The 13,926-nt window shown below is 45.5% G+C and carries 16 protein-coding genes and 1 other annotated feature (1 of these 17 running past the window's edge); of the genes, 7 read left to right on the top strand and 9 right to left on the bottom strand.

Annotated elements, in window-relative coordinates:
• The first annotated feature begins 280 nt into the window (after positions 1-280).
• The 3 genes from GM612_RS12550 to GM612_RS03440 are packed head-to-tail and all read left to right on the top strand — an operon-like array spanning position 281 to position 3,199.
• The gene (locus GM612_RS12550; RefSeq protein ID WP_281349188.1) at positions 281-403 is read left to right on the top strand and encodes a hypothetical protein; all 123 of its coding nucleotides are present in this window, start codon (positions 281-283) and stop codon (positions 401-403) included.
• Between the two features lie 39 nt (positions 404-442).
• Positions 443-2,074, top strand: a complete 1,632-nt coding sequence (locus GM612_RS03445) for a peptide ABC transporter substrate-binding protein (protein ID WP_155430996.1) — start codon at positions 443-445, stop codon at positions 2,072-2,074.
• A gap of 15 nt (positions 2,075-2,089) precedes the next feature.
• Positions 2,090-3,199, top strand: a complete 1,110-nt coding sequence (locus GM612_RS03440) for an amidohydrolase (protein WP_155430995.1) — start codon at positions 2,090-2,092, stop codon at positions 3,197-3,199.
• Positions 3,200-3,267: 68 nt separating this feature from the next.
• Here GM612_RS03440 and GM612_RS03435 read toward each other — a convergent pair whose 3' ends face one another.
• The 7 genes from GM612_RS03435 to GM612_RS03405 all read right to left on the bottom strand — a co-directional run bounded on the left by GM612_RS03435 (position 3,268) and on the right by GM612_RS03405 (position 9,298).
• Entirely contained in the window at positions 3,268-3,468 is a 201-nt protein-coding gene (locus tag GM612_RS03435; RefSeq protein WP_089089176.1) for a cold-shock protein, read from the bottom strand.
• Positions 3,469-3,713: 245 nt separating this feature from the next.
• A complete protein-coding gene (phoU, locus tag GM612_RS03430; RefSeq protein WP_155430994.1) occupies positions 3,714-4,394 on the bottom strand; it encodes a phosphate signaling complex protein PhoU in 681 nt (226 codons plus the stop codon).
• Between the two features lie 13 nt (positions 4,395-4,407).
• On the bottom strand, positions 4,408-5,163 hold the full coding sequence (gene pstB / locus GM612_RS03425; RefSeq protein ID WP_155430993.1) for a phosphate ABC transporter ATP-binding protein PstB: 756 nt from the start codon (positions 5,161-5,163) through the stop codon (positions 4,408-4,410).
• A 14-nt stretch (positions 5,164-5,177) separates the two neighbouring features.
• Positions 5,178-5,978, bottom strand: a complete 801-nt coding sequence (pstB, locus tag GM612_RS03420; protein WP_155430992.1) for a phosphate ABC transporter ATP-binding protein PstB — start codon at positions 5,976-5,978, stop codon at positions 5,178-5,180.
• 5 nt (positions 5,979-5,983) lie between these two features.
• Positions 5,984-6,871, bottom strand: a complete 888-nt coding sequence (gene pstA, locus GM612_RS03415) for a phosphate ABC transporter permease PstA (RefSeq protein WP_155430991.1) — start codon at positions 6,869-6,871, stop codon at positions 5,984-5,986.
• On the bottom strand, positions 6,868-7,791 hold the full coding sequence (gene pstC, locus GM612_RS03410) for a phosphate ABC transporter permease subunit PstC (RefSeq protein ID WP_155430990.1): 924 nt from the start codon (positions 7,789-7,791) through the stop codon (positions 6,868-6,870). The genes pstA and pstC overlap by 4 nt, the downstream gene beginning before the upstream one ends.
• Before the next feature lie 607 nt (positions 7,792-8,398).
• Entirely contained in the window at positions 8,399-9,298 is a 900-nt protein-coding gene (locus GM612_RS03405; RefSeq protein ID WP_155430989.1) for a phosphate ABC transporter substrate-binding protein PstS family protein, read from the bottom strand.
• 183 nt (positions 9,299-9,481) lie between these two features.
• Here GM612_RS03405 and GM612_RS03400 point away from each other — a divergent pair, with 183 nt between their 5' ends.
• From GM612_RS03400 to GM612_RS03390, 3 genes are read left to right on the top strand one after another with little or no spacing between them, the layout of a single operon-like run.
• Positions 9,482-10,195, top strand: a complete 714-nt coding sequence (locus GM612_RS03400; RefSeq protein ID WP_173021207.1) for a response regulator transcription factor — start codon at positions 9,482-9,484, stop codon at positions 10,193-10,195.
• 35 nt (positions 10,196-10,230) lie between these two features.
• Positions 10,231-10,698 carry an NUDIX hydrolase gene (locus GM612_RS03395; RefSeq protein ID WP_155430987.1) on the top strand — a complete coding sequence of 156 codons (468 nt, stop codon included), beginning with the start codon at positions 10,231-10,233 and terminating at the stop codon, positions 10,696-10,698.
• Positions 10,683-11,489 carry a C39 family peptidase gene (locus GM612_RS03390; RefSeq protein ID WP_246147525.1) on the top strand — a complete coding sequence of 269 codons (807 nt, stop codon included), beginning with the start codon at positions 10,683-10,685 and terminating at the stop codon, positions 11,487-11,489. Before GM612_RS03395 ends, GM612_RS03390 begins: the two co-directional genes overlap by 16 nt.
• Here GM612_RS03390 and GM612_RS03385 read toward each other — a convergent pair.
• Positions 11,486-12,580 carry a DmpA family aminopeptidase gene (locus GM612_RS03385; protein ID WP_155430986.1) on the bottom strand — a complete coding sequence of 365 codons (1,095 nt, stop codon included), beginning with the start codon at positions 12,578-12,580 and terminating at the stop codon, positions 11,486-11,488. The two genes, GM612_RS03390 and GM612_RS03385, sit on opposite strands and share 4 nt — an antisense overlap.
• Before the next feature lie 84 nt (positions 12,581-12,664).
• Complete coding sequence (locus GM612_RS03380; RefSeq protein ID WP_155430985.1) at positions 12,665-12,820, bottom strand: hypothetical protein; 156 nt, start codon at positions 12,818-12,820, stop codon at positions 12,665-12,667.
• A gap of 115 nt (positions 12,821-12,935) precedes the next feature.
• Between GM612_RS03380 and hisJ the strand changes: the two genes are divergently transcribed.
• Positions 12,936-13,772 carry a histidinol-phosphatase HisJ gene (gene hisJ / locus GM612_RS03375; protein ID WP_155430984.1) on the top strand — a complete coding sequence of 279 codons (837 nt, stop codon included), beginning with the start codon at positions 12,936-12,938 and terminating at the stop codon, positions 13,770-13,772.
• Positions 13,773-13,837: 65 nt separating this feature from the next.
• Positions 13,838-13,926: a binding site (T-box leader), on the top strand (it continues 154 nt past the right edge of the window).

The following is a 13,926-nucleotide window of genomic DNA, read 5'->3' as shown; positions in this document are numbered from 1 at the left end:
AAATTAAAAAGCAATGATTAGATTAAGTAGGCTCTCATAAATAAGAGAACATTCGCACGGCTGAAAGAATGTAAACGAGTCGAACCACACCTATGAGCTGGAATTTGTCGCACAGGGCAGATTCCCCGGGGCTTCCCGTTATCAGGTCAGTTTGTTACAAACTGACTGAGGCAATGATCGTGAGATTATTGCGAATCAGAGGTGGAACAGCGATACTTAGTCGCCCTCTCAAAGATGAAATTCTTTGAGAGGGCTTTTTAATTTTGAGGAGGGATTCACGATGATGCAGAGTTTTCAAGGTAATCAACAACGTACAACACTAACTGTATTTAACCAAACCGTCATTGCACAAGAGACAGTCAGCACACCCCATCAGGTCCATAGTCTGCATCATCGGTTCTAAACGACGACTGACACTTGGACTTAGAAGGGGAAATTAAAAATGAAAAAATTAAGCGTGTACGTGACTGGCGTTGTCGGATTATCATTGGCACTGGTCTTAACGGGGTGCGGGTCAAAGAATACCGCAGTTAAGCAGGACGTTAACCTCATGGAGCCCGCCGATATTGAGTCACTTAACTCCACCATGATTACGGATGTGGGGGCACTGGAAACTGTTAATAACACTCAGGAAGGTTTGTATCGACTGAAGAACAGCACGGTCGTGGAACCCGGAATTGCAAAAAAGCTAGTCAAGCCAACGAATAACGGCAAGCGGTACACATTCAAGCTGCGCCAAAATCTCAAGTGGAGTAATGGTGATCCGATCACTGCGCAAGATTTTGTCTTCGCCTGGCGTCAGGCAGTCAACCCGGCCACTAAAGCTGCGAATGCTTACCAGTTTCTACCAATTAAGAATGCTTCCCAGATTGAAAAGGGCAAGTTAGCAGTGAACCAGCTGGGAGTTAAAGCCATCAATAAGACTACCTTCCAAGTTGATCTAGCACAGGCAACGCCGTACTTTAAATACCTTTGTGCCGGCATTCCCTTTTTACCTCAGGATCAAAAAATCGTTCAAAAGTATGGCAAAGCCTATGGAACCTCGTCCACAAGAGTTGTTTATGACGGACCGTTCGTCGTTAAAAACTGGACCACAAGTTCTGGTTCGTGGACGTTGAAAAAGAATCCTAATTATTGGGACAGCAAGAACGTTAAATTAAAGACGATTAATTTTCAGGTGACTAAGTCGCCCCAAACAGCTTTGTCACTTTATCAATCGGGTAAGTTAGATAACATTACACTTTCGGGGCAACAAGCGTCACAGGAAAAGGACAATAAAGGTTATCAGAGTTACCCAAGTGGTGAGACCGATTATCTAGCGTTTAACTACCAAACTAGGGTACTACGTAATCCAAATATCCGTAAGGCCATTTCGCTCAGCATCAACCGTCAGCAACTGGTTAACAACGTGTTGAAGAATGGTGCAAAGGCGCCTTATGGAATGGCGCCACAGGGCATCACAAAAAATCCTAGGACTGGTGTTGATTTCGCCAAGGATTCCAGCGTGAAACAGTCAGTAGCCTATAACCCGAAATTAGCGGCCAAATACTGGCAAAAAGGCATGCGACAATTGAAAATATCGAAAATGACCTTAAATCTAGTTTGTTACGATGTTGATACGTTTAAGAATTCAGCGGAATTCATTCAGGCTTCGACCCAGAAGTACCTAAAGGGATTAAAGGTTAATATTGAAGCTCAGCCAAAGGTACAAGCGATTACGACCATGCAAAAGAAGAAGGGCTATGACCTCGGCTTTACTAACTGGATTGCTAGTTACCCTGACCTGAGTGAATTTTATCAGCTTTCGACCACCAACAACGTTAACAATGCGGGTAACTATTCGAGTTCACAGTATGATACGGATTATAAACTCGCCAACGGACGTGATTCAAACGCCGCGATGGCGCGCTACAACGATTTTAAGCAAGCCAACCAGACGTTAATGAATGACCAGGCGGTGGCACCACTTAATCAAGGCCAAACGGTGCGGTTAAACAATCCGCAGCTGAAGGGCGTTAATTATGCGGCCTCACAAGGGATCTCGCTTAAAAATGCGTACATGTCAAATAAATGAAGGGAAGAGTAGCTGATGCAAGAGACAATTGAGTTAAATACCGAAGAAATTTATCAAGATTACAATTACCTTCATGCTCACGGTGAAACGGCATTTAAAGAAACTGTCACCACCAATTACCTAGCTAAACGGCTTGATGAAATGGGAGTTTCGTACGAACGTTTCGATGATTTTCCGGGACTGATTGCAACGATTGGCGATGGTTCACGGCCGTTGATCGGCGTTCGCAGTGATATTGACGCCTTGAAGCAGGAGTATCAGGGCAAGGTTGGTGTTCACCACTCTTGCGGCCACGATTCGCACATGTCAATCGTGCTCCAGGTTGCGAAATACTTTGCGGCCAATCCGGATGCTTTCAGGGGAACGCTGAAGATTATCTTCCAGCCGGCGGAAGAAACGGTGACTGGCGCTGAAGCTGTTATCAAGACCGGTAAGCTGCCGAAGTTGGACTACCTGTATGGGTTGCACGTCTGCGCTAAGGACGAACTCAGCATGGATCAGGCTGAGGCCATTATTCCAGATATTGCAACACGAACGTACTTCATGACTATTACCGGGAAAACTGCTCACGCTGGTCGGCCTTGGTTAGGTGCTAACGTCATCGACGCTTTCACCGATCTCAACGAGCGCTTTAAGCAAATCAAGCTGGATACCGACACGCCATACTCGATCATCACGACCATGTTTCAAGCCGGTGAATCATCTAACATCGTGCCGGATAAGGGGACCTTGGCGGTTGATTTACGCACGAAGACGAACGACTTAATGGACCAGATGCAAGCTAAAGCCTTTGCCGCTATTGATGCGGTTCAAGGTGGTGATATTAAGATCACAATGGACGAAAACGACTTATCACCAGCAGCCATTCCAAGTAAAGTAGCGATGAAAAACATGAGCCAGGCGATCACGAATGTCCTAGGCACGGATGGGTTAGTTGATCCCGTTCCTACTCAGGGCGGCGATGATTTTCACTTTTACACTTACGATGGTGTCGCTAAAGAAACCACCATGCTGGGTCTCGGTTGTGATTTGACACCAGGGCTGCACGTTCCAGGCATGACGTTTGATAAACGAGCAATGCTGAATGGTGCTCGGATCATGATTGATGCAATTCGGTTAACTTAAGTTGAAATGGCAGCACAAAAAAGCTCACCAACAAAAGTTGGTGAGCTTTTTAAATTGCTTAGAGTTAATTAAGCAACAGTAACGTTGGCTGCTTGTGGGCCGCGGTCGCCTTGTTCAACGTCTAAGGTTACGTGTTGGCCTTCTTCAAGGGTCTTGTAACCATCAGCATTGATAGCTGAGAAGTGTACGAAAACGTCTGAGCCGTTTTCAAGAGTAATAAAACCGTAACCTTTGTCGCCGTTGAACCATTTAACAGTACCTTGTTCCATAAGAATGAAACCTCCGAGCGCATAGCGCAATATATTTGTGTATCTGAAACTTTTGAAATCGGGGAAGTCATTCTCACGAACGTCGTACCAAAATTTCGAAGTATTAAATACATTAGTTGATACTATACAGGGTAATCCTTCAAATAGCAAGGACTTTATTGAAATACTTTTTAAATTCCAGCGTTGATTAACCTGAATCATGCATGGTTGCAAAGATTGTTCACTAATAAATTAAACTTTAAGATTTAGCTTTCACCCGGATGTAACCGTCCCTGATTTAATTCAACAATCTCACCAGTTTGGTTATAGACCATTTCTTCGACTAGATTGACGATTCGATCGCCAATCCTTTCCAGCAGTTTTGTCACCATTAAGTAACTGGTACCAGCTTCAGCGACGTTGGGATCCTCCTGAATCGTGGCGGTGATTGTCTGACGAATCTCGTCAAACTTAGCATCAACTTGTTGATCTTGTTCCGAAACGCTCTGTGCTTTTGACATATCGATATTATGGAAAGCCTTCAACGCCTCCGCCAACATTTGCCGAATAACAACGGTTAAGTCAGCAATCTTAGCCTCAACGTCTTGATTACGGTGGGATCCCTTAACCCGAATTGTCTCTAGCGCGATACCGGTAGCATGATCAGCAATGCGTTCCAGATCAGAACTGGCTTTTAAAATCGTGATCACATTGCGGAATTCGTCGGCCACAGGTTGCTGTAAAGTCATGAGAGTCAGGGCTTGTTTTTCTAGGTTAACTTCGTTGCTGTTGATCGTATTATCGCGGTCGATCAACGATTGAGCCGCCGCCTTATCATGGTCGATGTAAGACTGGGTAGCCCGTTCAATTTGTTCACTGACTTCGGTTCCCATCTGGGTAAATGTTTCGTAGAGTTTTTTAAGTTCAGCAGTAAAGATATTTTTCATGAGGGTATCGCTCCTAACCAAATTTGCCATTGAGATAATCGCTGGTGTCTTGCTGCTCGGGCTGGGTAAACATTTTGCTGGTCAGGTCAAATTCAACGAGATTACCATTCAGCATAAAGGCTGTTTTATCAGCAATCCGAGAGGCCTGCTGTAAATTATGTGTGACGATGATGATGGTATATTCATTTTTCAATGCTAATAGCGTGGTTTCAATTTGGGCACTTGAAATTGGATCTAAGGCGCTAGTTGGTTCATCTAGTAGAATAATATCTGGCTGAACCGCCAGTAAACGAGCGATGCAGATTCGTTGTTGCTGGCCACCGGAAAATGATAGGGCGCTCTTATTAAGATCATCTTTGACCTCATCCCACACGGCAGCCTGCTTTAATGATCGCTCAACTTGTTCATCAAGAAATTGACGATCTTTATGGCCGGTCAAACGAAGACCATAAGTGACGTTTTCATAAACGGAGAACGGGAAGGGGTTGGGTTGCTGAAAGACCATTCCGATTTGTTTTCGTAATTCAACTAGGTTGGTCGTCGGTGCGTAGATGTCTTGCCCCTTAAAGTTAAAGGTGCCAGTCACCGTTGTTCGTGGGATTAAATCGTTCATGCGGTTCAGGCAGCGTAAAAAGGTTGATTTGCCGCAGCCGGATGGTCCGATTAACGCGGTAATGCCATGTTCATCAAAATCAAGATCAATGCCGTGAAGGGCTTCTTTCTTACCGTATGACAAATGAACGTTTTTCGTTAGTAGAATTGCGGTCATGATTTCACTTCCTTTTAGCCAAAGTGTCCAGTGACGTAATCTCGGGTTGCCTGCATGGTTGGTGTTTGGAAAATAGCGGTCGTTTTATCATACTCAATCACGTGACCTAAGTGGAAAAAGGCCGTGTAAGTGCTAATTCGAGATGCCTGTTGCATGTTGTGCGTGACGATAATAATCGTGTAGTTTTTGACGAGTTCTTTCAACGTCATTTCTAATTTTGCAGTTGAAATGGGGTCCAAGGCGCTGGCGGGTTCATCCAACAATAAAATATCTGGCTTCATTGCGATTGCTCTTGCAATGCACAAACGTTGCTGTTGACCGCCTGATAGAGACAGCGCACTGGTATTGAGATCGTCTTTGACCTCATCCCAAAGGGCGGCCTCCTTAAGACTCGTCTCGACCCGTTCGCGAAGTTCCTTTTTATCTGTGATGCCTGCTGCCTTTAAAGCAAACGTGATATTATCAGTTATTGATTTAGCGAAAGGATTAGGCTTTTGGAAGACCATGCCGATGTGCTTGCGGACTTCGTAGACGTTCACTTGACGACTATTGATGTTGGTGTTGCGGTACATAATTTCGCCTTCGACCCTGGCGATGCGATCGTTCATTCGATTCAAAGAGCGCAGGTAAGTGGATTTGCCCGATCCAGAAGCACCAATTAGAGCCGTAATTTGAAAGCGGGGGAAACTAAGGCTTGCGTCAGTCATCGATTGGGTTTGATTACTGCCGTAAAAAACTTGGAGTTGATTGGTCGACAGCGCAATTTCCTCTGGTGGCATAACAATGTGGTTTTGACTTAAATCGTAAGCTTGCATGCGGATCACTTTCCTCCCGTCATTTTTTTAAACATGTGGTTACCAATCGCACGGGCGCCAAAGTTAAAGATGAGAATCACGATAATGAGCACTGCGGAGGCACCAGCGGAAATGCTGACGGCATCGGGGGTGACCCCCTCCGTATTGACCTTCCAAATGTGAACGGCAAGCGTTTCAGCTGGGCGCATTGGGTTTAAGAAACTGTCGGTAGCCATTGGATTCCAATTTGTATAATCTAAGATTGGAGCGCTTTGGCCCGCGGTGTAAATTAAAGCCGCTGCTTCACCAAATACCCGACCAGCGCTCAGGATGATCCCGGTCAAAATACCGGGAAGGGCGGCGGGTAAGATCACGCCACGTATTGTGCGCCAATTAGAGAGTCCAAGTGCGATGCCTGCTTCTCGCTGACTGTCCGGTACAGCGTGAAGTGAACCTTCAATACTTCGAACCAGCAGGGGTAGATTAAAAAAAGTCAGGGCAATCGCACCGGATAGAATCGAAAAGCCTAAGTGAAATTCAATCACGAATAATAGGTAACCGAAGAGTCCAACAACCACTGAGGGCAGCGAACTTAAGACTTCGATGGCGGTCCGAATCAAACCAGTGAACCAATTGTCGCCGGCGTATTCGGAAAGATAAATTGCCGAACCAAGGGCTAATGGAAATGAAATAATCAGGGTGAGAATCAACAGGTAGAGGGAATTGAACAGCTGGTCGCGAATACCGCCACCGGCGCTAAAGGAGCTGGATGGTGAGGTTAAGAAATGCCAGCTGATGTGTGGGAAGCCACTAAGGATGATATCACCCAGTAAAAATAGGAGGATCAAGACGACAACCGCAACCAAAAAGTTGATCAGTTGGGTTGCCAATTTATCGGTTTGATTGGGGGTCATGATTTAATTGCACCTCGCTTTCCGATGTAGCGAATCAAGAGGTTAAAGACTAGGGACATTAACAGCAAGATCAGTGCTAATGACCAGAGTGCATTATTTGGTAACGTGCCCATGATCGTATTGCCAATATTAGTGGTTAATTGACTGGTTAAGGTTGAGGTGGGGGTAATGAGGTTGTGAGGCATTAAAACGGCGTTACCAATGACCATTTGAACGGCTAAAGCTTCGCCGAACGCCCGTGCCATTCCAAAGATGACGGCCGTTAGTAACCGGGGCATCGCCGCCCTTAATAGGACTTTATAAATGGTTTGAAACCGCGTGGCACCCAGTGCTAATGACGCTGAACGGAAATAAGATGGGATTGAACGGAGGGCATCTACTGACAGGGAGGTAATCGTCGGTAGCACCATGACAAACAAGACGATCGTTCCCGCCAAGATTCCTGAGCCAGTGCCACCGAAGATTTGACGGATGATTGGTACAACAACGGTTAGACCGATAAAACCATAGACCACAGAAGGAATACCGACCAGTAACTCGATAACGGGCTGGAGAAACTTAGCACCGTTCTTAGGCGCAATATCAGTCATAAACAGGGCGACAGCGATTGCAAACGGCGTCGCAACTAGCGCCGACAAAACCGTCACACTAAATGAAGTAACGATCATTGGTAGTGCTCCAACTTGCGGGTGTCCATGAGCGTCAAGAGCACCAGGATTCCATTCTTGACCCGTTAAAAAGCTGATGAGGTTAACGTGGTTACTGGTAAAAGTGGCTAAGCCACGTGAAGCAATGAAGTATAAGATGCTAACGACCAGAAGGATAATGGCCGCGATGCAGGTGTAACTAATGACGCGACCAAAGATATCTTCCCGTGAAGCTTTGGATGGTGACTTGAGCTTAGATTGAATATCGTCCATGAGAGATTCTGCTACTGGTAACTTTAAAAAGTTGCAGATTGTATCGCTTCTGACTATCGATGATGTTATTCGCCCTTGGTTCGAGCTATTTGGATTGGTCAGAAGCCTTAATTTCCGGCTAGCCACCGGTTCTTTTTGGCATCTTAGCCAGGTCCTAATTCAAAAGTTCAGTATCCATTTGAAATTCAAATTCTCGGTTGTCGTCTAGTGTGACATGGATGGATACTAGGCTTAATGATTAGGACTTGTCGTGAATGTTAACGTTGCACTGTCAGCTCTGTTTTGGCTAGTTTTAGACCAGTAGAAGATCGGCCTTCTTTCGGTTTACGAGCTTTCAGGGCAAGTTGGTGACGTGCAGTTTTTGGTTGCGATGGTCGGGGCTGAGCCCGATTCAAATTGATCAGTTTTCTAAAAAGCTTCATCTTCAAAGGTTAATGTTCAGCCAACTCCTTATTTGGTTAATTAAATATTTCAATGCCAACAAGAATGTTGAAGTCCTTGCTGGTGGCCGCATAGATAAACGGAAAACCAGATGACCATTAAGATGACCTGATTTTCCGCTTATCTGCTGGGGTAGTTGTAACTTTGATTTAGTTCGTTAAATGCATTATTTGGAAACGACGTTCTTAGCGTTCTTGGTTACCTTCATATCGTGAATACTGATGTAGCCAAGCTTGTTAACTAAGCTGCCTTGAACCTTATTAGAATTCATGTACTTTAAGAAACCTTGGGTTGCCTTGTTTGGTTGACCTTTGGTATACATATGTTCGTATGACCAGATCGTCCATTTGTTGTCAGTAACGTTGCTATCAGTTGGTTTAACGTTGTTGATCGATAAGGCCTTGACCTTATTGTTGACGTATGAAAAGGCAAGGTAACTGATTGCACCCGGTGTGCTGGAAACTAGCTTTTGTACCGTCCCGTTTGAATCTTGTTCCTGTGAAGTAACGGCCTTCTTGCCTTCCAGTACAGCGGCTTCGAAAGTTGCACGGGTTCCTGAACCCTGAGCCCGGTTGATAACTGAGATCTTTTGGTCTTTACCACCAACTTGCTTCCAGTTGGTGATCTTTCCCGTAAAGATGTCTCGTAATTGCGCCATCGAAACGTTCGTTACACCAGTTTGAGGATTAACAACTGGTGTCATTCCAACAACGGCCACTTTATGGTCGACTAATTGACTAGCCTTGATACCAGATGATTGTTCAGCAAAAATATCAGAATTTCCAATTTGAACGGCGCCCTGTTGAACTTGGCTCAGGCCAGTACCAGAACCGCCACCTTGAACTGTCAGGTTAACGTTCTTGTTTGAAGCTTGGTAATCTTGAGCGGCTTGCTCAACTAAAGGTTGCAGAGCGGTGGAACCAACGGCTGTGATCTTGGTGACTTTAGCGGCCTTAGGTTCGCTCGAACTGCTTGACTTCTTACTTGAGTTGGAGCTGCAGCCCCCTAAAAGTAAACCCGCAAGACTAAAGGCAACTAATGTGGAAAGTAATGTTTTTTTGTGCATGAGCATATTTCCCCTTTAAAAGTTTTATGACTCAGAAAGTCTGATTTCTAAGTACAAGGTCAGTATAAATCGCTCGAGTAAAGTTAATGTATAGGTCGTGTAAAGTTTATGTAAAATGGGTTTTGCTGGCTAAACAAACGTGGGATAACTATTGTAACAACCAAAATGAAAAGAGGAAGCCCCATGGAAAGAAGCATCTTGTTGATCAGTGATAATGCTAATCTATTGAAGCGACTCAAGCAGATCATGGTGGACTGGCAAGTCATCAGCAGTCCGACCTACCTGCCAGACTTCTTATTAAACCGCGACGGCCAGACACTGATCATTTTAGATTTAGATCATTTCAATGGCCTTGGTAATCGGCCTGACACACTGATCTTAATGCGCCAGCAATTCACTGGGCCGTTGCTAGCGATTCATCACCAGAAACTAACGTCGGCAATGGTCTACGACATCTTCGACCGTTTCCACTTCGATGAACTACTGTCATTAGAAATGCCTAACCGCGAACTGTTTGCCAGGATTCAGCAAAAAATTTGGCGGTATTATCAACCCCAAGCTGAGCGTCAGGGAATCTTAAATCTCGGTCAACTTAAAGTCGATTTCAAACATTACATGGTGACGGTGGCTGGGCGCCAACTCACGATGGGACCGGTCGATTTTCGGTTACTCGTCTTTTTTATGCAACACGAAAACGTGGTCCTTACCCGGGTGCAAATTGCCGAAGGGGTCTGGCGGAATAGAAGGGATTCTACTTTGCGGGCCATTGACTCCCACATCAGCAAGTTACGAAAACTGATTGAAGCAGATGCCAAACGACCGCAGTACCTTCAAACAGTTCGCGGGTTTGGATATATTTTTACAACGGTCATTGAAGGGGAAAAACAAGGGGTATAATAGAACCAAATTTCAGAGCTGAAAGGATGGTTCAAATGGCAGATTATATTCACGAAATGAGAGCACTAGTCGGTCACCGGCCGATGATTTTAAATACGGCTGCGGGGGCGTTACTAGATGATGATAACCGCCTGTTGTTACAGGAGCGTGCTGACACTGGTGACTGGAGTTTTCCCGGTGGTTACATGGAATTTGGCGCTTCGTTTGAAGAAACTTGTAAGCGAGAGTACCTGGAGGACGCGGGCATTGAAGTTGAACCCCTGAAATTGCTTCAGTTGTTTGATAAGGATTTTTATACCTATCCAAACGGCGACCAGACGCAGTTGATCACGGCTTTGTACTTGGTTAAGCAGACGGGAGGACAACCGCTGGATCACCAAACGGATGAAACGGTTCGCGTCCAGTATTTCGATCTCGATCATTTGCCTAAGTTATTTAATGACCAGTCCAAAAAAATGGCGCAAGCAGTGGTGGATGAGGTCAATTCATGGCAGGAAGGATAACGACAACAGTAGCGCTTGATCAACCCCAATCAGCTAACGGAATGGTCATTCAAAATAACGCAGAGTTGGTTGATTCAAATGGGAATCAGCTGCAGCAAAAATCAAAAATGGCGTTGGTGACGGTTCAGCACGAATTTGTTGATGAGCACGGAGAACACTATTTTCAGGTCGGAAATGACACCTTTATTCTTAAGAATAGCGTCACGCTGGATCCACTGCTTTGGCAAGACGCTATGAAAAATGGCGATGAGCCGTTCAGCTTAAACGCTGAAAATATTAATCAAATTTGGTGGGGGATGCCCAATGGCTGTGAGCCGGCAGCATTACTGACCGGCCTGCATTTACAAGGTCACGCACTTGACCTAGACTACTTGACGTTTCTCAAACAAATGCCACGGGCCAGCGACTACAATCCTTACCACGGTTTTGGCGGCGAACCAGATCAAGACGTTCCGGGTCACTTTGAAGCGATCTTTCCAGCTCCCCTAGTTAAGTGGGCCAGTCAATACGCTGTTGTACGGGACTTATCAGGCACAAAAGCTGAGGCACTGCAGCAGTCTTTGCAACAAAAAAAGCCCGTGCTGGCATACGTCACAGTGGGCTTTGAGACCCCCAAATGGGGCCAATATTCATTTGGTACCGCTCTAAGTAATAACCATGCAGTGCTTGTTGATGGCTATTTTGGTCAATTGCTGCACGTTTCAGATCCCATCGACGGCCGCTACTGGCTTAGTCTGGCAAGGTTTAAGCAGGCCTATGATGCCCGTCGTTGGGCGGTTGAGATCAATTAAAGACCGAGCTGCGCTTTAAGCTTTTTAAGGTCGCTATCATCATGAACTGCCAGGTAAGCTGTCAGCGCGTCAGCGAGGCTTTGACGCGGTTTTCCTTTGCGGTCAGTGACAGTGGTAGCGTGGGTTAGCACACTGAGTACCGCTTCTTCGACCACGGCCACCGTCATTCTGAAATAACGATCGATCTGGTCATCGCTGATGGCTGCTTGCATCGTCAGCTCCGACTTTGGGTAATGCGAAATGCGATTGCCAGTCGAAAACGCCAGGACAATTTCGCCACTGCCATTGCCAATGAAGGCGCCGGTTCGAGTAATGCCAACGCTTGCTCGCTTAGCTATCCGGGTCAGTTGTCGTGAATTAAAGGGAATATCAGTTGCTAAGATCGTAATGATGCTACCGTGTTCTTGATCCTTTTTTTCGGCGTTAAATGCAGCTAGTTTTTTGCCGACTGGGATGTTATAAATGTTGAGGTCGCGCATGAAACCGTAGTTTGAGAGGACTAAAGCGCCCATGGTAAAAGGTTTGCCATCAATAGTGATCACTCGGCTAGCAGAACCGATACCACCCTTCAAATCATAGCAGCTCATGCCGACGCCGGCCCCCACTGTCCCCTCTTGAAAGTCAGTGTGAGTGTCGTTTAAAGTTTGACGGAAATCGTTTTCAGTGAGGAACACGTCGCGGATGTCATTGATATCACCATCGTTACATTCCATGACCACCGGATTAACCGTGCCAGTGGTATCACCAATGTCAGAATTTTGTGCCATCATTTCTTTTACCAGGGCGGTTTCAGCGATTCCTACCGCAAAGGTATTGGTCAGGACGACCGGTGTTTCCAGCGTACCTAACTCATTGATCTGAACGAGACCGGTACTTTTACCGAAACCATTGATTACGTGAGCGGCTGCTGGTAACTTACTGCGAAAAAGGTTGTCTTGAGTCGGTTGGATCACAGTGATTCCCGTGTGGTGAGACCCGCTATTGACCGTTTTTTGTCCCACGGTGACACCAGGAACATCTGTGATCAGGTTACGAGGGCCACGGGTGGTTTCGTCACTGATAGGATCTAAGAAAGGCTGTTTTAATCCCAAAATAATACCTCCTAAAAATAACGTTCTGTATTTGTAAGCTACTCAACGATAGTTATTTGGATCAACTGAGCGGAGCTATACTGGTCAGCGTTGTTGTCCATGAATGTTTTGGGCAGTAAAGCTGTCAGTTGTGGCGTATCTTAGATCCACAATAATCCTGTCAGCAACTTTTGTCTGGTTAATGATGCCACCATTGGCTGGAATCGAGTTAGCAACTGTCATGCTTGTATTTTCTGGCATGCCGTCGGTCCTTCCAAGAATGATAAGATAATGAGATAATCAGCTTTATTATAGCAATGATGTTCAGAGGTGTCACTGGTCAGTAAAGGGCAATTTAGTCCCTCAGGAGGTAGTCATGTTAAAAAAAGATGGGCATTCACATACGGAGTTTTGTCCCCATGGTAGTGGTGAGGACGTGGAGTTGATGATTCAAAAAGCAATTCGGATGGGCTTTCAAGCCTACAGCATTACGGAACACGCACCTTTACCACCCGATTTTAAACGGGAATACGCGGGACTGGAAACGGGACTTACCACCGCTTCCATGTCGATGACAGACTTACCAGCCTACTTCAAGAAATGTCGGCAAATGCAGCAGAAATACAGTTCACAAATTCAAATCAACGTTGGCTTTGAGCTCGATTTTTTGCCCCATCACGTCGCATGGACACGAGAATTTATGAACGAATACGGGCCGCAAACGACTGATAATGTCCTCTCCGTTCATTTTATGCAGGGACGAGATAACCATTTTTGGTGCGTGGATGATACTTTACAGGACTTTAAGAAGGGCTTGCTGACACACGCTCAAGGCGGACAGCAACTCTATCAGCAGTATTTTGAGGCCTTAATCACAGCGGCAAAGGCTGATCTTGGGGATTATACACCAAAGCGAATCGGGCATATCACACTGATCAAGAAGTTTCAGGATTACTTTGGACTGCCTCATGACTATAGCGCCACTACCCAAAGTGTGATTTCAACGTTGCTAAAGACGATTCAGACTCAGGGAAAGGAATTGGACTATAACGCGGCCGGACTTTACAAAGAATTTTGTAACGAAACCTATCCAGATTTTAATATTTTGCAGCAGGCCAAGGCGCTTGGAATTCCACTGGTTTATGGCAGCGACGCCCATAGCATCAAGGAAGTTGGTCATGGCTACCACACTTTAATGGCTCAGATTTATTGAGGAAAAGTTAGTAAAACTATTGACACCTCAACTATTCTAATTATAATTTAATGTGTATTTACAGTTAGTTGACGAAGACAAGATGAGTAGGCACAAATTGCTGCAAAGAGAGCCAGGTTAGGTGAAAGCTGGACTGCAAGCTGTGCTGAAGATG

Origin of the sequence: Secundilactobacillus folii, from assembly GCF_009720675.1 — a bacterium.
Lineage (GTDB): Bacteria > Bacillota > Bacilli > Lactobacillales > Lactobacillaceae > Secundilactobacillus > Secundilactobacillus folii.
The sequence above is the reverse complement of the archived record's forward strand: the minus strand, read 5'-3'. Positions and strand labels throughout refer to the sequence as shown.

What these genes read in the sequence shown, in the direction of transcription:
- pstC (WP_155430990.1), bottom strand. Translation starts at nt 7,791, where the DNA reads ATGGACGATATTCAATCTAAGCTCAAGTCACCATCCAAAGCTTCACGG.
- GM612_RS03390 (WP_246147525.1), top strand. Translation starts at nt 10,683, where the DNA reads ATGGCAGGAAGGATAACGACAACAGTAGCGCTTGATCAACCCCAATCA.
- pstB (WP_155430993.1), bottom strand. Translation starts at nt 5,163, where the DNA reads ATGACCGCAATTCTACTAACGAAAAACGTTCATTTGTCATACGGTAAG.
- GM612_RS03435 (WP_089089176.1), bottom strand. Translation starts at nt 3,468, where the DNA reads ATGGAACAAGGTACTGTTAAATGGTTCAACGGCGACAAAGGTTACGGT.
- GM612_RS03405 (WP_155430989.1), bottom strand. Translation starts at nt 9,298, where the DNA reads ATGCACAAAAAAACATTACTTTCCACATTAGTTGCCTTTAGTCTTGCG.
- GM612_RS12550 (WP_281349188.1), top strand. Translation starts at nt 281, where the DNA reads ATGATGCAGAGTTTTCAAGGTAATCAACAACGTACAACACTAACTGTA.
- pstB (WP_155430992.1), bottom strand. Translation starts at nt 5,978, where the DNA reads ATGCAAGCTTACGATTTAAGTCAAAACCACATTGTTATGCCACCAGAG.
- hisJ (WP_155430984.1), top strand. Translation starts at nt 12,936, where the DNA reads ATGTTAAAAAAAGATGGGCATTCACATACGGAGTTTTGTCCCCATGGT.
- GM612_RS03445 (WP_155430996.1), top strand. Translation starts at nt 443, where the DNA reads ATGAAAAAATTAAGCGTGTACGTGACTGGCGTTGTCGGATTATCATTG.
- GM612_RS03380 (WP_155430985.1), bottom strand. Translation starts at nt 12,820, where the DNA reads ATGCCAGAAAATACAAGCATGACAGTTGCTAACTCGATTCCAGCCAAT.
- GM612_RS03395 (WP_155430987.1), top strand. Translation starts at nt 10,231, where the DNA reads ATGGCAGATTATATTCACGAAATGAGAGCACTAGTCGGTCACCGGCCG.
- GM612_RS03400 (WP_173021207.1), top strand. Translation starts at nt 9,482, where the DNA reads ATGGAAAGAAGCATCTTGTTGATCAGTGATAATGCTAATCTATTGAAG.
- phoU (WP_155430994.1), bottom strand. Translation starts at nt 4,394, where the DNA reads ATGAAAAATATCTTTACTGCTGAACTTAAAAAACTCTACGAAACATTT.
- GM612_RS03440 (WP_155430995.1), top strand. Translation starts at nt 2,090, where the DNA reads ATGCAAGAGACAATTGAGTTAAATACCGAAGAAATTTATCAAGATTAC.
- pstA (WP_155430991.1), bottom strand. Translation starts at nt 6,871, where the DNA reads ATGACCCCCAATCAAACCGATAAATTGGCAACCCAACTGATCAACTTT.